This is a genomic window from Dactylosporangium thailandense (assembly GCF_059739745.1).
In genome coordinates, this window is sequence record NZ_AP029195.1 from 6,268,243 (window position 1) to 6,290,887 (window position 22,645).

At 72.0% G+C, this 22,645-nt stretch carries 18 protein-coding genes and 4 pseudogenes; 11 read left to right on the forward strand and 11 right to left on the reverse strand.

The features are described from left to right. Window positions 1-145 precede the first annotated feature (145 nt). Complete coding sequence (locus AC6JBM_RS27545) at window positions 146-1,732, reverse strand: methyl-accepting chemotaxis protein (RefSeq protein ID WP_497976958.1); 1,587 nt, start codon at window positions 1,730-1,732, stop codon at window positions 146-148. Between the two features lie 252 nt (window positions 1,733-1,984). Then, a complete protein-coding gene (locus tag AC6JBM_RS27550) occupies window positions 1,985-4,003 on the reverse strand; it encodes a hypothetical protein (RefSeq protein ID WP_497976959.1) in 2,019 nt (672 codons plus the stop codon). A gap of 99 nt (window positions 4,004-4,102) precedes the next feature. Between AC6JBM_RS27550 and AC6JBM_RS27555 the strand changes: the two genes are divergently transcribed. Then, complete coding sequence (locus tag AC6JBM_RS27555; RefSeq protein ID WP_497976960.1) at window positions 4,103-4,321, forward strand: hypothetical protein; 219 nt, start codon at window positions 4,103-4,105, stop codon at window positions 4,319-4,321. A 5-nt stretch (window positions 4,322-4,326) separates the two neighbouring features. Here AC6JBM_RS27555 and AC6JBM_RS27560 read toward each other — a convergent pair whose 3' ends face one another. After that, a complete protein-coding gene (locus AC6JBM_RS27560) occupies window positions 4,327-7,065 on the reverse strand; it encodes an Hsp70 family protein (protein WP_497976961.1) in 2,739 nt (912 codons plus the stop codon). Between the two features lie 172 nt (window positions 7,066-7,237). On the opposite strand from AC6JBM_RS27560, the gene AC6JBM_RS27565 reads away from it, so the two are divergent. The 3 genes and pseudogenes from AC6JBM_RS27565 to AC6JBM_RS27575 form a co-directional block, all read left to right on the forward strand. Next, complete coding sequence (locus tag AC6JBM_RS27565) at window positions 7,238-8,362, forward strand: sensor histidine kinase (RefSeq protein WP_497976962.1); 1,125 nt, start codon at window positions 7,238-7,240, stop codon at window positions 8,360-8,362. Between the two features lie 244 nt (window positions 8,363-8,606). Then, window positions 8,607-9,611, forward strand: a complete 1,005-nt coding sequence (locus AC6JBM_RS27570) for an NAD(P)-dependent alcohol dehydrogenase (RefSeq protein WP_497976963.1) — start codon at window positions 8,607-8,609, stop codon at window positions 9,609-9,611. 154 nt (window positions 9,612-9,765) lie between these two features. Further along, window positions 9,766-9,948, forward strand: a pseudogene (locus tag AC6JBM_RS27575) (DUF4279 domain-containing protein); the annotation flags it as partial. Between the two features lie 253 nt (window positions 9,949-10,201). Here the strand turns inward: AC6JBM_RS27575 and AC6JBM_RS27580 are convergent. After that, window positions 10,202-10,466: pseudogene (locus AC6JBM_RS27580) on the reverse strand (IS5/IS1182 family transposase); the annotation flags it as partial. Window positions 10,467-10,847: 381 nt separating this feature from the next. Between AC6JBM_RS27580 and AC6JBM_RS27585 the strand changes: the two are divergent. Further along, window positions 10,848-12,131, forward strand: coding sequence for a hypothetical protein (locus AC6JBM_RS27585; RefSeq protein ID WP_497976964.1), 1,284 nt, complete (start codon window positions 10,848-10,850; stop codon window positions 12,129-12,131). A 291-nt stretch (window positions 12,132-12,422) separates the two neighbouring features. Here the strand turns inward: AC6JBM_RS27585 and AC6JBM_RS27590 are convergent, their stop codons facing one another. Next, complete coding sequence (locus AC6JBM_RS27590) at window positions 12,423-12,614, reverse strand: hypothetical protein (protein WP_497986764.1); 192 nt, start codon at window positions 12,612-12,614, stop codon at window positions 12,423-12,425. Here AC6JBM_RS27590 and AC6JBM_RS27595 point away from each other — a divergent pair. From AC6JBM_RS27595 to AC6JBM_RS27615, 5 genes and pseudogenes are all read left to right on the forward strand, one after another. Beyond that, window positions 12,522-12,740 (forward strand): annotated as a pseudogene (locus AC6JBM_RS27595) (hypothetical protein); the annotation flags it as partial. The gene AC6JBM_RS27590 and the pseudogene AC6JBM_RS27595 sit on opposite strands and share 93 nt — an antisense overlap. 85 nt (window positions 12,741-12,825) lie before the next feature. Then, window positions 12,826-12,978 (forward strand): annotated as a pseudogene (locus tag AC6JBM_RS27600) (DUF8548 family protein); the annotation flags it as partial. A gap of 91 nt (window positions 12,979-13,069) precedes the next feature. Continuing rightward, window positions 13,070-13,195 carry a hypothetical protein gene (locus tag AC6JBM_RS27605; protein WP_497976965.1) on the forward strand — a complete coding sequence of 42 codons (126 nt, stop codon included), beginning with the start codon at window positions 13,070-13,072 and terminating at the stop codon, window positions 13,193-13,195. A gap of 46 nt (window positions 13,196-13,241) precedes the next feature. Next, on the forward strand, window positions 13,242-13,559 hold the full coding sequence (locus tag AC6JBM_RS27610) for a hypothetical protein (RefSeq protein WP_497976966.1): 318 nt from the start codon (window positions 13,242-13,244) through the stop codon (window positions 13,557-13,559). 158 nt (window positions 13,560-13,717) lie between these two features. Beyond that, complete coding sequence (locus tag AC6JBM_RS27615; RefSeq protein ID WP_497976967.1) at window positions 13,718-14,665, forward strand: phosphotransferase family protein; 948 nt, start codon at window positions 13,718-13,720, stop codon at window positions 14,663-14,665. A 9-nt stretch (window positions 14,666-14,674) separates the two neighbouring features. Here AC6JBM_RS27615 and AC6JBM_RS27620 read toward each other — a convergent pair whose 3' ends face one another. The 6 genes from AC6JBM_RS27620 to AC6JBM_RS27645 form a co-directional block, all read right to left on the reverse strand. Next, a complete protein-coding gene (locus AC6JBM_RS27620; RefSeq protein ID WP_497976968.1) occupies window positions 14,675-15,931 on the reverse strand; it encodes a multidrug effflux MFS transporter in 1,257 nt (418 codons plus the stop codon). 230 nt (window positions 15,932-16,161) lie between these two features. Beyond that, window positions 16,162-16,284 carry a hypothetical protein gene (locus AC6JBM_RS27625; RefSeq protein WP_497976969.1) on the reverse strand — a complete coding sequence of 41 codons (123 nt, stop codon included), beginning with the start codon at window positions 16,282-16,284 and terminating at the stop codon, window positions 16,162-16,164. Window positions 16,285-16,329: 45 nt separating this feature from the next. Then, window positions 16,330-16,758 (reverse strand): DUF1707 SHOCT-like domain-containing protein, encoded by a 429-nt coding sequence (locus AC6JBM_RS27630; RefSeq protein ID WP_497976970.1) that lies wholly within the window; start codon window positions 16,756-16,758, stop codon window positions 16,330-16,332. A 481-nt stretch (window positions 16,759-17,239) separates the two neighbouring features. Then, on the reverse strand, window positions 17,240-18,232 hold the full coding sequence (locus AC6JBM_RS27635; protein ID WP_497986538.1) for a S66 family peptidase: 993 nt from the start codon (window positions 18,230-18,232) through the stop codon (window positions 17,240-17,242). A gap of 66 nt (window positions 18,233-18,298) precedes the next feature. Then, a complete protein-coding gene (locus tag AC6JBM_RS27640) occupies window positions 18,299-19,231 on the reverse strand; it encodes an ADP-ribosylation family protein (protein ID WP_497976971.1) in 933 nt (310 codons plus the stop codon). Between the two features lie 67 nt (window positions 19,232-19,298). Continuing rightward, window positions 19,299-20,741, reverse strand: a complete 1,443-nt coding sequence (locus AC6JBM_RS27645; RefSeq protein ID WP_497976972.1) for a M28 family metallopeptidase — start codon at window positions 20,739-20,741, stop codon at window positions 19,299-19,301. 275 nt (window positions 20,742-21,016) lie between these two features. Here AC6JBM_RS27645 and AC6JBM_RS27650 point away from each other — a divergent pair, with 275 nt between their 5' ends. After that, window positions 21,017-22,402 (forward strand): sensor histidine kinase, encoded by a 1,386-nt coding sequence (locus AC6JBM_RS27650; protein ID WP_497976973.1) that lies wholly within the window; start codon window positions 21,017-21,019, stop codon window positions 22,400-22,402. Window positions 22,403-22,645: the final 243 nt, after the last annotated feature.

Consider the following 22,645-nt stretch of genomic DNA (forward strand, 5'->3'; position numbering starts at 1 on the left):
GACAGCCAGGCGCTGCGGAGCTCGAGTCCGGCACCGCGGATCCGAGTTGGAGCCCGTGACCGCTGAGGCCGGCCTCCGGCCTGACGTCGGTTTGGCCGGACGGGAGTGGCCGCGGCGTCGCCGCTGTGCTCGCGCGCCCGCGGGCCTACCGGTGCTTGAATCGTGCGACAAGGCTTTGCAGCTCGTGGGAGAGGCCCGCAAGTTCGCCGCTTGCCTCGCGGCCGACGGCGACGTTGCGGCTGGTCTCCTCGGCAGCGGCGGAGACCTCGGCGATGGTGGCGGCGATGGTCTGCGCGCCGCCGGCCGCCTCGCCGACATTGCGAGTCATCTCGCTCGTGGTGGCGGTCTGCTCACCGACGGCGGAGGCGATGGTCGTCTGGTACTGCGAGATCTCGCCGATGATCAGGCTGATCTGCTCGATCGCGGCGACGGCACTCTCGGTGTCCGCCTGGATGGTGCGCACGCGAGTGGCGATGTCCTCGGTGGCGCGCGCCGTCTCCTGCGCCAGGTCCTTGACCTCCGAGGCGACCACGGCGAAGCCCTTGCCGGACTCGCCGGCGCGGGCCGCCTCGATCGTGGCGTTGAGCGCCAGGAGGTTTGTCTGTTCGGCGATGGCGGTGATCACCTTGACGACATTGCCAATCTCGGCGGAGGACTGACCGAGTTTGGAGACGGTCTCGTTGGTGGTGCTGACGACGGTGACGGCCTGTCCGGCGACGCGGGCGCCTTCGCTGGCGTTGCGGGCGATCTCGCGGATCGACGCGGACATCTGCTCGGCAGCGGCGGCGACGGTCTGCACGTTGCCGGAGACCTGGGCGGCGGTGTGGTCGGCGTCGCGGGCGCGGGCGGAGACCGACTCGGCGCTGCCGGCGACGCCTGCGGTGACGGTGTCGAGCTGGTTGGAGCTGCGGGCGACCAGTTCGGCGCTGCGGGCGAGCGCGGTGACCGTCTCGCGGACACTGGCGGTAGCTCGGTTGACCGCATCGGCCATGGTGCCGATCTCGTCCCGCCCGCCGACGGGTGTGGTCGTGGACAGGTCGCCCGCGGCCACCGCATCCATGGCGGCGACGACCGGTGTGAGCCGTCTGGTGATCGACGCGGCGACGTACAGGGCGAGGGCGGCGGCGACGGCCAGGCCGATGAGCAGGGTGAGCAGGACCTCGAGCCGGGCTTTGGAGTGCTGCGTATGGGCGTCCCGCACCGCGGCGTCGGCGTCGGCGGCCTGTTGCTGCGCCAGTGCGGCGACGGCGGCCTCCATCCCGGGTACGACCTTGCCGAAGTCGATCGTTGGCGGTCGGCCGGCGGCGATGGCGGCGATGGCGCCGGTGAACTGCTGCCAGAGCGAGGTGAACTCATCGACGGTTCGCTGTGCGGCGGCGCTCCTGGGGAGTTTCAGGTAGGCGTCGAGGGCGGTGTTCAGCTGTTGGATCGCCGCCGCGGTGCCCTGCTGGGCGGCCTGGATGAGTTGTGGATCACCGTTGGCGTTGCCCTGCACGGCCGCATTGTGGTTGATCAGCGATTGGGCGCCGCGGATGTCGCCGAGCAGGACTAGCTGCCGGACGTTCACGGCGTGCAGTTGGCTGACCTTGTCGTCCATCGCGGCCATCCGTGACAACGCGGACGCGCCGGTGATGACCGCGGTGAGCGCCATGGCCGTCAACGCGAGCAGGATCTTGGTCCGGATGGTGCGGTCGGCCAGCCATCCACCGCCCCTGGCTGCCACGTCCGTCACGGTGCACCGTTCCTTGCGTCGACAAGATCCTGCATCCGTCGACATCGGCCCAGGAACCGCGCAGTTGAGGTTCTTGATCGAGCAGTTGCAACGGGCCTTGCTTTTTCCGGGATTGCCTTACCGATGTGGATCAGCCACGCCGACGCCGCCCGTTCCGTGCCCGCCCGCTGGTCGAGCAGCGTCGTGATCAGGTGCACGAGCGGGCGGAAAGTGCCCCGGGCCGGCCGTCCCGACCGGCGGCCGCCCCGGGTCTCAGGGACAGGCGTCGGCCAGCTCGTGCAGCTGGGCGGCGCTCCAGCGCTCCTCGCCGTGCCGGTTGGCCAGCACCAGCTCGGCGACCGCGGGCCGGCCGCCGGGGCAGAGCGTGTCCGCCGCCGCGGCCCGGTTGCGCGGCTCGTGCAGCAGGCGCACGAACCCGGGGCGGCCGAGGTCGTGCTCGGGACGGGTCGGCTCGAGGTACACCATCAGGACCAGCTTGCCGGCGGGCGCCGGACGGTCCGGCAGCAGGCGGTCGCCGGTGACGGCCGCGAGCCGGTACACCTTCCCGGACGCCGTGTCCGTGAGCGAGGGGGTCCTGTCGTCCAGCCGCAGGCGCGCCCCGGGGTCGTTGCGGAGCAGGTTCGCGGCCAGCTCCAGCTCGCGGCGCAACGGCAGCTGGTCGGCGGCCGGGGCGGCGCCGGACGCGTTGCGCAGGATCTCGGGCAGCGCGTCCGGGTTCTCGACGCGGCCCGACCCGGTGATCATCCGCACCTCGGGGATCAGCTGCCCGGCGATGACCAGGTCGAGCGCGGCGAGCACCCGCTGCCGGTCCGCCGGCGACAGGCTCGGGCGGCCGCGGACCATCGCGTCGGCGGCGCCCAGGAGCACCGTCTGCAGGGCGGGGTCGAGCTCCTTGACCCTCGGCGACTGCGACGGGTCGAGCTGCAGCGCGGCGACCCGCTGCCGGGCGGCGGGGTCGAGGCCGTCGAGCGCCGGGCAGTACACCTGCGCGTTGTAGAGGGCCCGGGGGGCCTGCTCCCGGAACGTCATCGACGGCGTCGTGCGGGACTCGCCCGGCGCCAGCACCCCGAGGCGCGTGCTGCGCGGCTCCATGCCGGGGTTCACGGTCGCGATGAGGGTCGCGTCGCAGGGGGCGGTGCCGGTGTTCGTCACCTTCACCGTCCACGCGCACTGCCCGCCGCCGCAGCCCTCGTCGTCGGGCTGGGTCACGAACCGCGGCGCGGTGAGCGGCACCGTCGCCTGCGTGAGCGGCGGCTCGGGCGCATCGGCTGCCGCGGCCCGGTCCGGGGGCGGGAGCACCTGCCCGACCTGCTCGGCGACCTTGGCGAGCGCGGCACCGTCCGGAGTGGACAGTGTGACGCCGACGTAGGGCGGGACGGTGTTCGGCTGGTAGGCGGGGACGAAGTGCGGGCCCGCCCCGCCGCCGCGACGCAGCGCGGCCGGCTGCAGGGGACCGAAGCCGGTCAGGTGGCCGCCGAACCACACGACGGAGCGCGGCTCGGCCCGCGTGAGCAGCAGCAGCCAGCCGGTGTTGTCGAGCAGGTCGGCGTCCCCGCCCGGCCACGGCACGGTGCCGGCCGCCTTCGGGTGCCCGGACGCGGCGAAGCGCACCGACTCGGCGATCCCCTTCGGCGTCAGCGCGCGGGTGATGTCGATCGGCAGGATGAGCCCGTCCCGGGGCAGGATCCACTTGTCGGCGAGCGCGGACGCCTGCCCGGGGGCGCGGCGCGACCACCAGTCGGCGTCGGCGCGCACGACGGTCCGGGTGCCGTTGGTGCGCACCTCGGCCCGGCCGCCGCCCGGGTCGGTGACGACGCCGGTGCCGAGCCCGGCCGCGGTGACGGTGAACTCGGCATCGACGAGCGTGCCGTTGCGATCGCCGAAGGTCAATGCCGCCGTCGTACCGCCCGATGCCGCGATGGCCGCGACCGCACCCGCGATCGCGTCGGAGGCGGACCTGCTCCCGGACGGCCGCAGCACGACGAACCCGGCGACCGCCGCGACCGCGACGGCGAGCACCACCCCGGCGGCGATGAGCGCGGCCGGCCGTCGCCTCGCCCTTACCGGAGTCGCCGGGACGTCCGGGTCCTCTGGGATGTCCGCGACCTCCGGGGCGTCCAGGGTCGGCGGGACGTCCGGGGCCGGCGAAATCGGCGCCGCTTCGGGCTCGGCCCACCGGGGCGGGGAGGACCACGGCGAGGGCGCGTCGAACGGCGACGGCTCGGCCGGCCGGGCCCACGGCGACGGCTCCTCCGGCTCGCGGTCGGTCATCGCCCTCACCCTCGGTTACCGAACGTCATCGATGCGGTGCGCTGCGATGGTACTCCGGCCGCAGCGCTTAGCACCGGCTCGGGCGGGTACTGCCTGGGCATGGACGACAACACACCGATCATCTCGGGAAATCCGGCCGCGGCGCGTACGGTCGACGCGTCCGGGCAGCACGCCGCCCGCACCGGGGCGGACCAGGAGTGGACGGCGGAGGATCTGGCCGCGGCCGACGGGCGCGACCCGACGCCGGGCAACGTGCGCCGGGCGCAGGCCGAGCTCGACGAGCTCGGGCCGGCGGCGATCGAGCGGACCGTCCCCTAGCCGGCCTACCGGCGGCCGACCGGCACCAGGCAGAACAGGGCGTCGTCCTTGATGACGAAGGGCTGGTTCACGTCCGGGCAGCGCTCGGCCTTCGGGATCTGCTTGGTGATCTCGAAAGCGCCGCGGGCGTCGCAGTCGACGACCGTCGCGCGGTCGGCGGTCTGGGCCACGCACTCCCCCACCTGGAACCGCCGCTCCGGCAGGGAGCCGGTCATGTTCAGGGCGACGACGGTGCCGGAGCCGAGCGCGACCAGCGCCACGAACAGCGTGAGCGCGGCGCTGACCGGCGGGCTCAGCCGCCGCCGCCGATGCGCCCGGGGCCGTGTCGTCCCGGGCTTGGCCTGCGACTGTGACGTGGCCCAGCGCCAGTGGAACGCTCGCGTGCGGGCCTTTTTGCGCGGCCGGTCGGCGAGGGTGAGCTTCGGCGCGGGGAAGCGCGGCGCGGGCGAGACGGCGACGTCGGACAGCGGCGGCTCGGCGTCGGGGTCCCCGCCGTCGTCGCCGTCCATCGGGTCGGCGAGGTCGCCGCGGCGGGCCGACTGCATGTAGCGGCGGACCACCCGTACGAGCGCCCCGAAGTCCTCGACGTCCGCCTCGGCCTCGACCTTCGTGGTCGCGCCGGCGGCGACGGGGCCGTCGTCCGCGCGCTCGGCCACTGGACGGGCTTCCTCGGGCTGCTCGTCGTCCTCGTCCTCGTCCTCGTCCTCCGTGCCCGGTTCCTGGGGGTCGCTGATGGCGCGCAGGGTGGCCAGGAGGTCGGGCTCCTCCACCGCCTCGCTGCCGGAGACGGACGCCCACGGCACGAACTCGGACGCCTCTTCCTCTTCCTCTTCTTCCTCCGCCTCCTCTTCCGCGGCCTCCTCGACTTCCGGCTCCGGTTCGGGCTCGGGTTCCGGCTCTGGCTCTGGCTCCGGCTCTGGCTCGGGCGTCGGCAGCGTGGGCGGGGCGGCCGCCTCCTCCGACTCGCGCAGGGTCCGGAACTTCGTCACCATCAGGTCGAGCTCGGCCTCGAAGACGTCCAGCTCCGCACCGGCCGCCCGCAGCCCGATCCCCGCCGCGTTCAGGTCCGTGTCGGCCAGGTCCATCTCGCTGCGCAGCTGCATGACCTCGTTGGCGATGGAGACGAGGTCGGCCCGGACCGTGCGGGCCTCGATCTCCGCCGTCCGGCACTCGGCCCGGATGGCCTTGAGCTCCTTCTCGAACCGCCAGGGCTTGTCCTGCTCCAGCGCCCACAGCTCGGCCCGGATCTCCCAGGGCTCCAGCTGCTTGGGCTTGGCGGCGACCGGCTCGGGCGGGGCGGCGGCGACCGCCGGAGCCGGCGCGACCGGCGGCGGCTCCACCGCGGCGGGCGCGGGGGTCGCGGCGGCGCGGGCGTCGTAGAGCATGCGGCCCGTCTTGCGGGGAGCCGAGGCCGCGCCGGTGCGCCACGGCGCCGACGGGGGCGCGCCCGCGGCGCTCTCCCGCTTCAGGGCCGCCCAAGGGTCCTCGGGGGGACTGGCGGGCGCGGCGGCCGCCCAGTCGGACGCGGCCTGCGCGCCCGCCTGAGCCGAGGCCGCCCACACCCGGCCGACCGGGCCGGCCGGCGGCGCGGCGGGACGCGGGGCACGGCGGTCGTCGGGCTGCTGCCGCAGCGCGGCCCAGATCTCGTTCGGGTCCACACGAGGGCCGCCCGCGGGAGCCGGGGGCGCCGAGGCCGGGGCCGCCGCGGGCGGGGCCGGGCGCGGGCGGCGCGGGACCGGCGAGGGCTCGGCGAGCAGGGCGCCCTCGGCGAGGACGGGGCCGTCGAGGTGTACCGGCAGCACCCCCAGCGTCTCGACCAGCATCTCGGTCACGAGCGGGGTGTGCGCGAGGCCGCCGGTGAGCAGCACGCCGGCCAGCTCCGGCACCCCGGCCGCCGCGACCAGGGACGCCGCGGCGTGCATGGCGCGCTCGAACGCGGGCCGGGCCAGGTTCTCGAACTCGGTGCGGGTGAGGGGCGTGCCGGAGGCGGACCACGGTACCGGGATCGTGGCCGCCTTGATCGCGCTCAGCTCCTCGCGGCCCTCGCGCGCGCCCTCCAGCAGCGCGCGGTCGGGCTTCCAGCGCCACACCTTGCGCCGGGCGAAGGTCGAGCCGAGGTGGGTGAGGATCGCGGCGTCGAGGGCCAGGCCGCCCGCCTCCGGGACGGTGGCCGAGGAGAGCACGGACACGCTCCGGCCGGTGCGCTGGACGACGGCGGCGTCGGCGGATCCCGCGCCGAGGTCCAGAACCACGGCCGCGGTACCGTCCGGCAACGCCAGCAACCCGAGCTCGTCCGCGTGCAGGGCCGCGGCGGCCGGCTCCGGCACCAGCCGCAGCGGCCGCAGGCCGACCAGCGCCGCCGCCTTCTCCAGCACCTGCGTCTGGGGCCGGTGCCAGTGCGCCGGGTGCGTGATCGCCACGCTCGCGACCGGGCCGCCGACGACCTTGCGCGCGACGGCCGCGATGTGCGTGAGCACGGCCGCGAAGAGGCTGCGGACCGGGCACTCGACGCCGCCGAGCACGACGGAGCCCTTGTCGATGGTGCGGCGCGGGAACGGCTCGAAGCGGTCCGGGTTCGCCTCGCCGGCCGCCCAGGCGGCGCTGCCGGCCACGAAGTGGGGCGCGTTGTCCAGGCACACCGCGGACGGCTCGAGCAGCAGCAGCTCGCGCCGTCCGTCCGGCCTGGCCAGCACCGCGGTGGTGCGTGCGGTGCCGAAGTCGATCCCCAGGTGGTAGCCCCCCACGCGTACCAGTTAATACGACCAAAGCGGGTCAAAGGCCACAGAACGGCGAGGACGGATGCGTACGTTGCGCGGTAATCGGGCGGTCGTGCGGTACAGCGGACAAAACCGGCGTCCGGGGAAGTCGTACTTTGGTCCGATCCGCCCCGCGGGTCCCGCCCATACCATGAGCAAGATGCTCGCTCGACTGCGCTCTTTCTGGGACGAGGCCGGCCCGGCCGACGCCCCCGCACGGGTGTGGCGGGACTGGGTGCTGTTCGCCGGGTTCGCGGTCGCGATGGTGCTCGAGGTGCTGCTGCGGCCCGAGTTGCCCTTCCGCTGGTTCGCGGGCGCCGTCGGCCTCGCGGTGCTGCCGACGCTGCTGATCCGCCGCACCCGGCCCCTGGCGGCGGTGGCGATCGCGTTCGGCGCCTGCGGGATCGCACCCTTCGTCATCGGGCTCGACCTGGGGCTGAACGCCTTCGTGTTCGTGCTCCTGCTCGGCTACGCCCTGACCCGCTGGGGCTCGGGCCGCCAGACGATCCTGGGCACCGCGATCATCCTCGCGAAGCTGACGGTCGGGCTGCTCGCTGGTCATTCGGGGCCGAACGACACCCTCGGCGGCGTCGGCATGCTGTTCGCCGTGACGGCGCTGGGGGCCGCGGTGCGGTATCGCGCGCGCGCCCGCCACCGCGAACTGGACCAGGTGAAGCTCCTCGAGCGCGAGCGGCTCGCCCGCGACCTGCACGACACCGTCGCCCACCACGTCTCGGCGATGGTCATCCGCGCCCAGGCCGGCCTGGCCACGGCCCCGTTCAACCCCGACGCCGCCACCGACGCGCTGCGCCTCATCGAGGCCGAGGCGACCCGCGCCCTGGCCGAGATGCGCGGCATCGTGCGGGTCCTGCGCACCGACGAGCCCGCCGACCTGGCCCCCACGCCGGGCCTGGCCGACCTGCACGGCCTCGCCGGCGCCCACCGCGCGGGCCCCGCCGTCGACGTGGCGGTCACCGGCGACCTCGACGACCTGCCGGCGCCGATCGGCACGGCCCTGTTCCGCCTCGCCCAGGAGTCGGTGACCAACGCCCGCCGTCACGCCCGCAACGCGACGCGCATCGAGGTGCACGTGGAGGCCGACGACGCCGCCGTGCGGCTGCGGGTCACCGACGACGGCGACGCCCCCGCGGGCCGCGCGCCCGCACCGGCCGGCTTCGGTCTGGTGGGCATGGCGGAGCGGGCCGGTCTGGTGGGCGGCACGTGCTCGGCGGGCCCGGCCCCGACCCGCGGCTGGATGGTCACCGCGGTCCTCCCCCGCGCCTGAGACCCGCGCTGTTCCAGGCCACTCGGAACGCTCCGCCGCACCTGAGGGCAGCACCGCACCGCACGGACGCTCGACGCGCCACTCCCCGCACCGCACGGACGCCGGGCTTCGCGACGAGGCCCGCGGGTGCTCGGCCGTGCCCGTGTGGCGGTCGCGAGCTCGTACCGGGCGCCGCCGAAAGTACGGGAAAGCCGAGGCCCATGTGCCGATGAGCGCCGCGGCCCGCACGGCCACCATCGATGGCATGAAGGCGATTGTGCAGCAACGGTACGGCTCCGCGGAGGAGCTGCGGCTCATCGACATCGACGCGCCCGTGCCCGGCGAGGGCGAGGTCCTCGTCCGGGTGCGGGCCGCGGCGGTCAACGCCCGCGACTGGCACGTCATGCGCGGCGACCCCTACCTGGCCCGCGTCATGATGCCGTCCCACTTCGGCCCGCGCGGCCCGCGGCGCGCGGTCCGCGGCAGCGACTTCGCGGGCGTGGTCGAGGCCGTCGGCCCGGGCGTGACGCGCTTCGAGCCGGGCGACGAGGTCTACGGCGACCTGCGCGAGGACGACGGCGCCTTCGCCGAGCTGGCCCGGGTCCCCGTCGGCTGCCTCGAGCGCAAACCGGCCGGTCTCACGTTCGAGCAGGCGGCGGCGGTACCGCTCGCCGGCACCACGGCCCTGGTCGCCCTCCGGGACATCGCCGCGGTCCGCCCGGGCGAGACGGTGCTCATCAACGGCGCCTCGGGCGGCGTCGGCACCTTCGCCGTCCAGCTCGCCAAGGCCTTCGGCGCTCACGTCACCGGCGTCTGCAGCACCCGCAACCTCGGCCTCGTGACGGAACTGGGCGCCGACGAGGCGATCGACTACACGCGCGAGGACTTCACGCGCGCGGCCCAGCGCTACGACGTCATCCTCGACCTCGTCGCCAACCACACCCTGAGCAACCTGCTGCGCCCCCTGGCCCCGGGCGGCCGCCTGGTGACCGCGGGCGGCGGCACCTCGGCCGGCGGCCGCCCGCGCGTCTTCGGCCCCATGGCCCTGGTGATCCGCGCCCAGCTGTCCGCCCGCTTCGGCGACAAGCGCGTGCACCCGATGCCGAACGTACCCCCGAGCCCGGAGGGCCTGGCCACGCTGCGCGGGTACCTGGAGTCGGGCGACATCACCCCCGTCGTCGACCGCACCTTCCCCTTGGCCCGAGCGGCAGAGGCGGTGCGCTACCTGGAGATCGACCACGCCCGCGCCAAGGTCGTCATCACCGTCTGAACGCGGGCGGGACGGTGCCGGAGTTTCCGGCACCGTCGGGCTGACAGGAGATCAGCGGGCCCACCCGCGGAGCTGACAGCGTCGGCGCGCAGCGCCGAGCGGTGCCTGGCGGGAGCGACGGCCCGGACCAGATCGCGAGGACGACGTCGAACTCGCCGCGCAGTCGCGTCGGCTGCTGGACATCCTTGAGCCGGTGGCGGATCAGCTCTGGGAACTGGTGGGCGCGGGATACGAGGCGAACTGGCTGTGTTACCTCGGCTCCTATGCAACCGAGCACGCGGCAGAGTTGGACCGGACCACGATGCAGCGCCTGCTCGATCTGCCTGGGGACTTGTAGCTGGACATCTACGAGGAGGAACCACCGCCATGACGCTCGACCGGTGGTGCTGCGCCTCAACCAGTTGCAGGACCAGAATGCTCTGGACGATCATGCTTGCGCGTCATAGACAGCAGCGCAGCTTGGTCAGGATCTTGCAGGTCTTGAGGGTTGCAACTGAGCGTCCACCGATGCCACGAACGCGGACGTGGAATCCGTTGACGGCACGCTGGCACAGCGGAGCCGGGTCTAGAGCGATGGCGCTTGGACGGCGCGCCAGTCGGGCTGCGCGGCGAGCGGCGGCGGTGACGTCGTTGGCGTGGGCGGCGAGCAGGTAGGCGGTACTAGTGGCGATGGCGAAGCGGCGACCAGCCGGGTACACGTGTCGCCGTTGCGCAGGTGCGCCAAGACCAGCAGCGCTTGTTGTCCCTCGAGGCGCCGCCATCGCCTTCGACGCTGGTGGCGTTCCGGACGGTTCAGGTCGCGAGGTGGTTGAGGGTGTGGGTGGGCAGCGTGATCGTGACAGGAAGGACAGCAATGAGGCTCTCGGTTGGGGCATCGAGTCTTGGTCGACAGCTGTCTCACCGGGAGTCTCCCGCTACGTCGATCCCCGCAGGTCACACCATCGACGACCTGCGGCGTCACGATGAAAGTGGCTCAGCATTCGGCTGCGCAACACGTCCGCTCTCCGCGCCCCCGGCCATCGAGGTGCCTCCCCCTCCTTCTGGATCGAGGGGTTTGGGGGTTAATTCCTGACGACCCACCATGTGCGGCATTACGCGAACCAGCGTGCCCAGCGGCACCCAGAACCCCGAACGATCCGGGTGACACCCCGCGATCCTGTGGAACATGGGTCTATTTTGTTGCAAACCCCGGGGGTACTCAAGTAGCGTCTTTGAGCATGCTTTCACGCCAGATTGATGCACGTCGCGATGCCTGATATGGCGGAGTTTGAGCCCCGCCTGGACGACAAGAAGAACATTGTCGTGGTTGTCGACACGAGCAAGATCTTTAATGACCACTTCCTGACCCGGGCACCTACACTAAGCCTGCTTTCTCTCGGCTTGCTGCCGAATGTCAGCGTTGTCGTCCCTGAAGCAACTTTGACCGAGCACGCCAAGCATGCGCAGCAGGAAGCACGAGAGCATGTGGCGAACATGCGAAAATTTCTACGGTTCCGCGACATCAGGCGCGATCCTCAACGCTTGATGGGGTTGTCCGTTTTCGTTGACGCAACAATAAGCGACGTCTACTACGGCTCCGGTCAACCGGAACACGTGATTTCCGGCGTGCAGTACTGGCATGATTCGGCAGTGCATTCGGCCCAGCGCGCATTTGATTTCGCGATCGGCAAGGCCGGCGCGGCAGACCTGGACGAAATTGTCAATCTCGTTTCGAACGGGCACAAGCCTTTCAATGAGAAGGGCGGAGGTTTTGCCGACTACGTGATCTGGCAGACGGGGCTCGAATTCGCCGCCAGGATTGACGCGGACGCCGTGATTCTGGCGACAGCGAACACAAGCGACTTCGCATCGTCTAGGCGGCCGAATGCAGTCTGGTCGTTGGTTCACCCCGACCTAGTGCACCGCCTGACGAGCGAACGGCGAGACGCCGCCTTCGTTTGCACCGACATCAACGCACTGCTCAGGAAATTGTCTGGCTTTGACCCCGAGCACTGGAATAACCGCACTCTTTTCCAGGCGTTAAGGAGCCGGCCAGAGTTGTGGACCGGATGGCTGGAGAAGATCGAGAGCGCAAGGGCCAAATGGCAGCCTTTACCGTGCGCGAGTACAGCTATCTCGTACTCAGGTGCGGTCGACGGTACTCTCATGATCGATCGATTCAACGTTGACCTGCCAGCACATCCAGACGATGAGCATCCGTATCCGTTGTCAGCCGAGTCGTGGACAGTGTTCACAGCCGGCGACGGCCGGATTGGTGTCATGTGTCTCATTTCCGGGACGGCCACATTAATCGGGGAATCGTTCGTTACCAGCGACGTCGGGCAGGATCGGGAGGTGGTCGTGCCGACTTGGTTTGCCAACAGCGTTGACGGCACCTACGAGCAGCGGACAGTTGAATTGCAGGGAAACGTCTCAATCGCCACGGTCTCGTTCTTTGAAGCCGACTCCTTGAGGTGTACTGATGTGCGTATTGTCAACTTTTACGATGAACCCACCGCCCTTCCCCTTGGTTTATCATAAACGCGGTCATCTTTGCTCATGGCGGCGTTGGTCGACGGCTGTGAAGCGGTGCATGCGTCGCTTGCGAACCACGCCGTTGTCCGCCACAGCTGGTCAGGTCGGCGCAAGTCAAGAGCGGCTATATCGCACTACGAATGCCAACTTGGCGGAGGTCGGCCGCGCCAGCACCATGATTGCGCGATTACATGGCGCAGCGTCCGCTCCACCGGGTGTCTGATCTGCGGGTATGCGGGTGGCGGGCGATGCAGGCGCGAAGACCGACTGGTCGGGCGATGTTGTCCGGGTTGGCGTTCAGGCAATCTGCGCGGCATGTCGTTCGACGTGGTGGACACCCTGACCGGGATGGCTCTCGAACCTCGCAAGGAGCGGTGGGGAAGCCTCTCGTACTGCGTGATCGATGCGGTCTGGTCGATCGCCGCCAGCTACCACCAGGTCGTGGTGCCGCTCGTCCGGCGCATAGCCGAACGTAACGGTGACGCTCATCCGCTTCTCGATGCTTCCCAGCCTCTGCCAGCGGACCCACTGCCATTGCCGACGCTGCTTGAGCGTTATCCGACCGCCACAGCGCTGCGGTTGGATACGAATGGCCAGCTCACCTCCACCAGGGGCGGAATCACGAAGGCAGACGCCGTGTGGCGTTACGCGGAGGTGCTCATCAACCACGGGGTGATCCGACCTGGCCGCCGCGGACAGCCTGATGAGCGACAAAGAGCGTTGGGACGAGGTCGACCAAGCGCTGGCCGCTGTTCCGGGCGACGGCCAATACGGCGTGAGGCGGGGTTATCTGTGGATGTTGTGCGGCTCCGACCAGATCAGCAAGCCGGATCGGATGGTCCTGCGGTGGCTGGCCCGGCGCGGCTGCGAAGTAACCGTTGCCGAGGCCCCGTACTGTCCTGGAACGCGCGGCCAAGGAGCTGACCGTGCGCCTCCGTCGGCCAGTGACGCCGTGGATGGTGGACCGCGCCATCTGGAAGGCCGAACGCGCGCGGCCGGCGATTGGCCGGGTGACCGCGATCGGCTTCGACGTGGCAGGCTGGCCGCCGGTCAAGAACGAGGCGACCTAGCTGTTCGCGGCCCGGCATCCACAACGTGAGCGCGTAGAGCGCCTGCTTGCTGCGGCGGCTGCCGCGGTGTCGGAGGCCGGGTTGGACGACAGCGACCGAAGACATCGGGCTCGATGTGACGGTCCGGTCGCCGATGCCGCGCCCGCCTGGCGATGGGACGAACTTCCTCGGTGGCATCGCTGATGTGTTGCAAGGCAGGCGGGTCTCCCCGAATCTTGATCTGTCACATCTTGGCGAATTCGGCCGTGTTGCGCTGTTCGCCGACGACCGGCAGATCCAGCAGGTCATGTACCGTGTCGTCAGCGGCGATGCCCCTTCGTACTCCGTGCAAGCCACAGTGCTACAGCGCCCCGAGCGGCCCTGATCCCAGTCATCGAGCCGCCCACCACCATGATCGTGCGGTTCGCATGGCGCATCGTCTGCTCCATCGTGGGTGAACGTCCGCGGCGTTACACGAGCACAGCACCGCGAGCTACGACGGTCGGTCCGTCAGCTCCCCATCACCTCCGAGCCGAAGGCACCATGGCTGCACCTTCCCGCGATGCCCCCAAGGACCTGCTCGCCGCGCTCCGGCGGGCTCGCGCGAGTGGCGGCGACGCCCTCGGCGAGTCTCTGGCCGAGCTGGGCGTGAGCCCGCTCGCCGAGGGCATGCAGCATGATCTGTATCGCTGGACATCGCCGGGCGGCGACGAAACCGTGATCAAGTTCTTCACGAAGACGGACCGGCGCCGCGCCGAGCGCGAGTGGGCGGCACTGAACCTCCTCGAGCCGCAGCGCCTCCGGACGGTCCCGACCCCGCTGTGGCTGGACCCGGCCGAGGCCGAACCCGCCATCGGGATGACGCTTCTGCACGGATACTGCTTGATCGAGGCCGACGACCAACTGCACGCGCTGCGCGGCCTCGCATGCACGACGCGGCGACTGCAAGCGGTCCCCCTGTCCGGGCTCATGGCCGCGCTACCTCGCATCGACAGCGGCGAACACTATCTGGTTCGGTTGACCCGGACATGGCCCGATCTGCTCGACCAACAGGCGGACGACCCACTGGCACCGGCCATGCGGGAACTACTCGCCGCATGGCACGGCAACAACGACGCCGACCTAGTCATCGAGCACGACGAGCCGGTCCTGTCCCGCGGGGACGCGAACCTCCTCAACTGGCTCCAGACCCGCGACGGAGCCGCCTGCGTCGACTTCGAATACGCCGGATGCAGCAACCGGGCGTTCGACGCCGCCGATCAAATCGAGCACATCAGCGCCCGTGACGTTCCTGACTCCGTGTTGGTGCAGGTACTGCCCGAACTCGGCGTCACCGACGTCAACCGCGGGCGTTTCGCGGCCAACCAGCGCACGTGCGCCCTGCGATGGCTCGCCGTCCTGTGGAAACAGCGCGGCCGCCGGCCGGACGAGTTCACCCGGCAACACGAGCGCGTCACCATGCTCTTCGGCCCTTCCAACCCGTACGCCTGACCCAGGGTGCTAGTGCTCGTGCTCTGCTCGGAGGTCGGGCCGTACCACCAGCCACAGCACCAGCACCGCCGCCGTCATGCCGCCGAAGACCACGACGGCCATGGCGCGGGAGTCCGCGCCCAGGACGCCGACCAGCGGGGCGGCCGTCGCGCCGACACCGAACTGGACGGCGCCGAGCAGCGCGGCGGCGGTGCCGGCCGCCTCGCCGTGGCGGGACAGCGCCAGGGCGGGCGCGTTGGGCATGGCCAGGCCGACCATCGCGAGCACCGCCCACAGCGGCACGAGCACGCCGAACAGCCCGCCCGCGCCGGTCGCGGCGAGCGCGAGCAGCACGGCTCCGGACGCGACGCCGATGAGGAGCGCGGCGGCGAGGATCCGCTGGGGCGACCAGCGGCGCAGCAGCCGCACGTTGAGCTGGGTCGCGGCGATGAGGCCGACGGCCCCGCCCGCGAAGACGAGCGCGAACTGCTGCTCGCTCATGCCGTACTGGTCCTGGAACACGAAGCTCGACCCGCCCACGTACGCGATCAGCGCCGCCATCGACAGCCCGGCGACGACGATCAGCCCGACGTACACGCGGTCGGCGAACAGCCGCCCGTAGTCGCGCACGGTGCCGGCGATCCCGCCGCCGCGCCGGCGCTCCCGCGGGAGGGTCTCGGGCAGCGCGAACGCCGTGGCGGCGAGGATCGCGAGGCCGGCGACGGCCAGTACCACGAACACGCCCCGCCACTGGGTCAGCTTCAGGACCAGGCCGCCGACCGTGGGGGCCAGGATCGGCGCGACGCCGACGACGAGCATGAGCCGCGACAGCAGCCGCGCCGCCGCGAGGCCGTTGAACAGGTCGCGCACGATGGCCATGGCGACCACGGACGCGGCCGCGGCGCCGAGCCCCTGCAGCACGCGCAGGGTGCCGAGCACGGCCAGGTCGGGCGCGAACACGCACAGCACCGACGCGACCACGTGCACGCCGATCCCGGCGAGCAGCGGCAGCCGCCGCCCGAGCGCGTCGGAGAGCGGCCCGACGATCAGCTGCCCGATCGCCAGCCCGGCGAGGGTGCCGGTGAGCGTGAGCTGCACCGCGGCGGCGGACGCGTGCAGGTCGCTGGTGATCGTCGGCAGCGACGGGAGGTACATGTCGATGGTGAGCGGCCCGAGGGCGGTCAGGAATCCGAGCAGCAGCACCAGCCGGAACCGGCGCGAGGCGGGCAGCAGTTCGCCGGGTGTCGTGCGGTCGCCGGATCGGGTCGTCGTCAGGGTCTGGGCCACGACTGGTGACAAGGCGTACGGACTCCGGGTTCTTCCCGGTCGTTACCCCGGTCACGTTCGCTTGCGTTCGCGGGCCGGAGCGTCCACGACCCGGGACCGCCGCTCCCGCCGGCGCCTCGCCGGGCTCCGGCGGTGAGGCCGTTCGTCGCCGGCCTGCTCGTCGTCGCGCTGCTGGCTCGCGTCTACTACACCGCGCTGACCGTGCTCAACCCGCTCGCCGCGATCCTGCTCTAGGCCCGGCGGGCGGCCGGGGTGTACCTCAGCGCGGCCGTGCTCGCCACCGACACGCTCGCGAACGCGTACGCCACCGTGTGGGTGCGTCCCGTCGAGCGGCCGATCGGGCTCGTGGTCATCGGCGTGCTCGCGGTCGTCGCCGTGGTGTCGGTGCCGAGCTTCCGTCAGTGGTGCAGCATGATTGCCACGCCGGCGATCATCAGACCCACGCCGATCACCCCGCCGACCAGACCCACGAGGGCGGTCAGGCGGTGTGGCCAATGGCGGGAGGCGCGCCAGGCCGCAACGCCCAAGGCCATACCGGCCAGGCCGGTTGCCGGAGCCCAATTCCAGCCCGGAAACAGTGGAAGCCAGGCCCAGCCGCCGACTATGGAAAGCGCCGGCACCAGCCACGCCTGAAGCTCCACCGCGCTGGACTGGGGTGGCGGCAGGTCGGCGACAAGCCGGGCCAGGTCCGCCTCAGTCCGCGACGCGTAGGCGAGGGAGGCTCGATCCTCGAATTCGGCGAACTCGAGGCGGCCTTCCGCGGCAGCCGCGCTGAGCCGCGCGACGACGGCCTCACGTTCGGCATCCGATACCCGGGTGACGCTCATCAATTCACGGTAACAGCAGACCCGTTCGGTTGGGCCGGTGCGCTGGTTTGACCTGCGGCTCCTTCTGCCTCAGGTGAGGAGATGCCGCGGCGGCAGGTGAGCATGTCAGCAAAGGCGCGGACGAGGGTCTGGGCGGTGATGTCGCGGTACAGGGCCTGGATGTTGCCGAGCCGCCCGGTGTAGCCGGCTTGGCTGTGGTCCCTGAATGGGGTGAGGTGATCTCCACGGCAACCCCGTCCTCGCATGGACCGCCACGCCGCGTGCCGACGGCTCCGCCGCGATCGAGGCGGCGCTGTTCGGGATGCGGGTACTGCTCGCCGAGGTCCGCGCGGAGCTCGGCGTGACCGGGTCCGGCTTCGACTTCGGGCCGCCCGGCGGGTGAGTCGGGCGGCCGGGCGGTCGGCCGACGCCTCGTGGTGCTGGGGCTGCGACGAGGCTCGGCCGGTGTCAAGGCGTACGGACTCCGGCACGGGCCGCGGCCCTAACCGAAGTCGGCGTACACGCGCCGCTCGGCACCGTCGACCGTGACGTCGCCGCCGTGCGGGAGGAGCCATTGCGGCCTCGTGTGGCCGAACGGGATGCCGGACACGAAGACCGCCTCCGGGTTGTAGCGGGTCACCTCGGCCAGGACCGCGTCGCGCTGGGCGGCTCGCAGGCGCGCCCGTTCGGCCGGCGCCGGGCGGCGGGTGAAGTCCGAGACCGGCGGGCGGGCCAGCAGTACCGCCGAGACCGCCGCCAGCAGGCCCCGCTCCCCGAGGGCGCGCACGATCCAGGCCACGTTGCGGGCCGGGAGCAGCTCCTCGGAGGTCTCCAGGAGCATGACGCCGCCGTCGAGGGCGGTGGGCGGGAACGGGAACCGGCCCGCGGTGAGCACCCACTCGATCACCTCCAGGCAGCCGCCCCAGGTGCGGCCGGTCACCGTGCGCGCCGGGCCGTGCCAGCTCCAGGGTTCGGTCGGGACGCGGTCGCCGTACGACGTCAGCGCCCGCGGATCGTTCCAGTCGACGCCGACGTCCTCGGACGAGCCCGGGTCGGTGATCTCCAGGCGCCCGCCGGTGAGCAGGGCCGCGCGCAGCGAGCGGGCGTGCACGTCGTCGACGGCCGGGCCGGGGCCCAGGTGCACCTGGGTGGAGCCGCCGTAGAAGCTCGCGATGCCGTTGGCCCACAGCCAGTGGTGCAGGTTGGTGTTGTCGCTCGTGCCGAGGAACGGCTTCGGGTCGGCGCGGGCGAGGGCGGGGTCGAGGTGCGGTACGACGGTGATCTGGTCCTCGCCGCCGACGGTCGCGATGATGGCGCGGACCGACGGGTCCGCAAACGCCGCGTTGACGTCGGCCGCGCGGTCCTCGGGTGATGCGCCGGCCCGGCGCGTGGTCGGGTACTCCACCGGCACCAGCCCGGTGACCTCGGCGAGCCGGCGCATCGCCCGCTCGTGCACGGCCGGGAAGAGCCCGGGTGCGGCGAAGGACGGCGACAGCACCGCGATGCGGTCACCCGGGCGGGCCTTCGGGGGCCGGACCAACGCGTCCACTCCGCCGGCCTCTCAGCGCGCGACGAGGACCTCGACCGAGCGCAGGTCGCGGTTGGCGTGGTGAACCTCGACGATCTCGGCCAGGGCGTCGCGGCCCAGCGCCCGGTACGCGCCCGCGAGCAGCTCCGTCGACTCCGCCCGGTATTCGTCCGCGTCCAGCCAGTGCAGCTCGCCGCCGACCATCAGGGCCAGGGCCGGGCGCCCGGCCGCGAGCTCGGCGCGGGCCTGCGCGATCACCGGGGCGGCGGCCGAGGGGTCGCGGTAGGAGTCGAGGCGGGCGGCGGCCTCGGCGACGCGCGGGTCGCCGGCGCCGGGCGGCAGGACCGGGCCGATCGTGATCGCGGCGTCCGGGCGGCCGGTGGGGTCGGCCCAGCGCGGCGGCCCGTCGGCGGCGCGCGCCTCGGCGTCCGCGGCCGCGAACGCGTCCAGGGCCGCCTCCAGCGGCTCGAACGGCGGCAGGCCCTCGTAGTGCTCGGGTCCGTCGAGCTCGACGTCACGGCGCGCGGCGGCGAGGCGGATGCGGATCTGTTCCAGCAGCGTCGGGGCGCCGTTCGTCCACGTCTCGGCCGAGTCGCGCGCCCAGTTGAAGGCGATGAACGAGGGGAGCTCGGCGGGGTCGTCGTACCAGAATCCGAAGTGCAGCCCGTCGCTGTCGCCACTCATGACCGTCACGAACTCGGCCGGGTCGCGGCGGAACCGGCAGTGCAGCCGCTCGTCGAGCCCGTCGCGCGCGACGCGGTCGAGGCCGCCGTCGGCGAACAGGTCGGTGATCCCCCACGGCGACAGGCCGAGCCGCTCGCCGAGGCACGCGGCGGCGCCGGCGGGCAGCGACGCCCAGAACGCGGCGAAGACCGCGAGGTGGCGGGGCAGCCTCAGGCCGTACACCCGCCGGACATGGCTCTCGACCAGCGGGAAGCGCTCGTGCATCTGCTCAAGGGAGGACATCTGCCCTTGATATCAGCCGGAGACGGGCGGGACCGGTCCGGGGCCGGTCCCGCCCGCCGGTCGGGGGTCAGCTGATCTGCACGGCGGCGTCGTCCAGGACGAACGAGGTCTGCAGCGAGGAGTCCTCTGTGCCGGTGAACTTGAGCGTGACGCTCTGCCCCGCGAAGGCTGACAGGCTGTAGGACTTCTGGGCGTACCCGGTCGCCTTGTTCAGGTTCGACAGGGTGGCCAGGGTCGTGGAGCCCGCGGTGACGGTCAGCTTGTCGTAGGCCGTCGTGGTCGTGGTCTCCGCGGAGTCGACGTGCACCCAGAACGTCAGCGTCGCCGAGCAGCCCGCGGGGATGGTGACCGACTGCGACAGGCTCTCGGTGTGCGTCGAGCCGTACCCGAGCAGCCACGCGCTGTAGGTCCCGCCGTGCGCGGCCTGGCCCTGCGAGGACCACTGCCCGATCGCGCCCGTGGTGCCCGTCCAGCCCGTCGCGCCCGACTCGAAGCCGGGGTTGGTCAGCAGCTGCGCCCCGGTGCAGCCGGTCGGCGGCGGCGTCGTGGTGCCGCCCACCGAGGCGGCCCAGATCGTCGACGCGACCCCGTCGGCGGCGCGGTTGAGCACGGTGGCGCTGATGTTGGCGGTCGTGTCGCAGGCCTGGTGGTAGCAGGAGTCGTAGGCGCTGTTAGCGGTGCCGCCCCACTTCGACGCCTGCGCGGAGGTCTTCCTGGCGCTGGCGCCCGCGGCGTAGCCCGACGTCGGGATGCCCACGCGCTCGAAGGAGTAGTCGTCGGAGCGCCCGGCGCCCTCGGTGTTCTCCTCCGGCTGCAGGCCCAGCGAGTCCCAGTACGCCTTCATCGGCGCGGCCGCCGTCGACGTGATGTGGTTGATGAAGTAGCCGCCGTTGGGCGAGCCGACCATGTCGAAGTTGTAGTACGCCTTGATCTGGCCGCGCTGGGTGGTGCTCAGCGCGTTGGCGTAGAACGCGGAGCCCTGCAGGCCCTGCTCCTCCCCGGCCCACCACGCGAACCGGACGTGGCGGCTCATGGTGGGGTTCTGCTGCGCCAGGACCAGCGCGTTCTCCAGCAGCGTCGCGGAGCCCGAGCCGTTGTCGTTGATCCCCGGCCCGGCGGCCACGCTGTCGAGATGCGAGCCGAGCATGGTGATCTGGTCCGACGGCCCGCCCGGCCAGTCGGCGATGAGGTTGTTCGCACGGTACGTGCAGCTGGTGCACGTCTGCTCGGCGACCGTGTAGCCGGCGGCCTGCAGCTTGCCCTTGATGTAGGCGACCGACGCGGTGTAGCCGGCGGTGCCCGAGCGGCGGGTGCCGCCGTTGCTCGACGCGATCGAGCCGAGCTGGGTCAGGTGGGCCTGCACGTTGGCGACGGCGATGTCGGGCGCCGCGGCGAGTGCGGGGGTGAGGGTCACGGGAGGCGCGGCGGCGGCCGGGATGGCCAGGCCGGCACCGGCCAGCAGGAGCGTGGCGGACACGATCAGTGTCAGCGCCGCGGGTCTGGATAGCATGGCGTGCACATTCGCATATTTGAATATGTACGTTCAAGGGCCGGATGCATACCGTCCGGTCCATACCGCGACAGCCCCCATCGGCCGTTCGGACATTGCCGTCGCGCCTGGCATCGGCGTCAGGCACGAGCCTGCCCCCGCCCCGCCGGGCTTCGCGTGCGGCCCGGACGGGATCGCGTCGCCGCGGCCCGGCGTCGGTGCGGTCGCTGCCCGGGCGCGGCAGTCGCCGGCGCGGGGATGGATCTCGGACCTCGGCGGCTGACTATGCTCCGGCCATGACCCGTTGGTGGGAACGGCTGCCGGACTCGGTCGGCGCCGGCGGCCTGCTCGTGCTGGCGCTCGTGCCCGGCATGTCGGGCATCGGCGCCGACCTGCCGGAGTTCCCCGACCGCCCTCTGGACGCGCTCGGCTGGTTCCTGGTCGTCGCCCTCTGCGCCCCGCTGGCGATCCGGCGGCGGTGGCCGGCCGCGTGCGCCGTGCTCACGGCGGTACCCTTCGGCCTCTACCAGTGCCTCGGCTACGCCCACTCGGCGGCGACGCTGGGATTTCCATTCGCCTTGTACGCCCTGGGCGCCCACCAGTCGCGCCGACGCACTGTGCTGCCGGTCGTCCTGACCGTCGCCTACACCGGACTGGCGGTGCTCCTGCACCGGATGGGCTCGGAGCAGAACGTCGTGCAGTACGCGGAGTTCGGCGCCCTGCTCGCCGCGTTCTGGCTGGCCGGGCGCTGGATGCGCCACCAGCGCGCCGCGGCGGAGCGGCACCGCCGGGACAGCATGGCCCTCGCGGCCGCGGCGGAACGGGCGGTGATCGCCCGCGAACTGCACGACGTCGTGACCCACCACGTGACCGCAATGGTGCTGCAGGCCGACGCGGCGGCGATGGCACTCGACATCAGCACGCCCCTGACGCACGACCGCCCGGCGCCGACCGGCAACGCCTCGACCCTTACCGACGATGCCCCCGAGCTCGCCACCAGCGGCCCGGCACCCACCGACGACGGCCCGGTGCCACTCACCGGCAGCGGGCCGACCATCGCCATCGGCGGGCCTGCACCGGCCACCAACGGCCTAACACCCGTCGACGACGGTCCGGCGATCTCCAGCGGCGGCCGGTCGTTTGCGGACGACGGCCCCTCGTTCACCAACGGCGGTCTGGCACTCATCGGCGACAGCTTGGCTTCGGTGGCCGGCACCGGACGGCAGGCCCTCGTCGAGCTGCGGCACCTGCTGCGCGTACTCGACGCGGACGAGGACGACCCGAGCACCCGCCCGGTCGTCGGACGGATCGCCGACCTCGTTGAGCGAACGCGCACACTCGGCCAGCCCGTCGACTGGCACGAGGAGGGCATCGCACTCCCGACCGGCGGCGGGGTCGGTCTCACCGTGTACCGGGTCGTGCAGGAATCGCTCACGAACGCGGTGAAGTATGCGCACGGCCGGCCCACTCGCGTGCGAATCGCGCACTCGGACGATCGAGTCGCCGTGGAGGTGCACACGGACGGCTCCACGGTCGTGGACACCGGGGCGACGCGAACGGGTCGGGGCCTGGCCGGCCTCCGAGAACGGGTGAGCGTGTTCGGAGGCGACTTCGAGGCCGGCCCAACGCCCACGGGCGGCTTCCTGATCCGCGCGTCCATCCCCACCGGCGTGCGCGTATGAGCAGACAGAACGCGCGCGAATGAGCGAACGAGCAGCGCAGGGACGGGCGAGCGATACGCACCCGCGGATGAGCGAACGAACAGCACACGAATGAACGAATGGACAGCACGCGGGCGAGCGGCGATGAGCACCCAGCGGATGAGCGAACGGACAGCGCGCCGATGAGCGAACGCAACTCACATACAGACGAGCGACGGAACAGCACGAGACCGAGCGGGCGTGAACACCGACGAGCGGACGCAC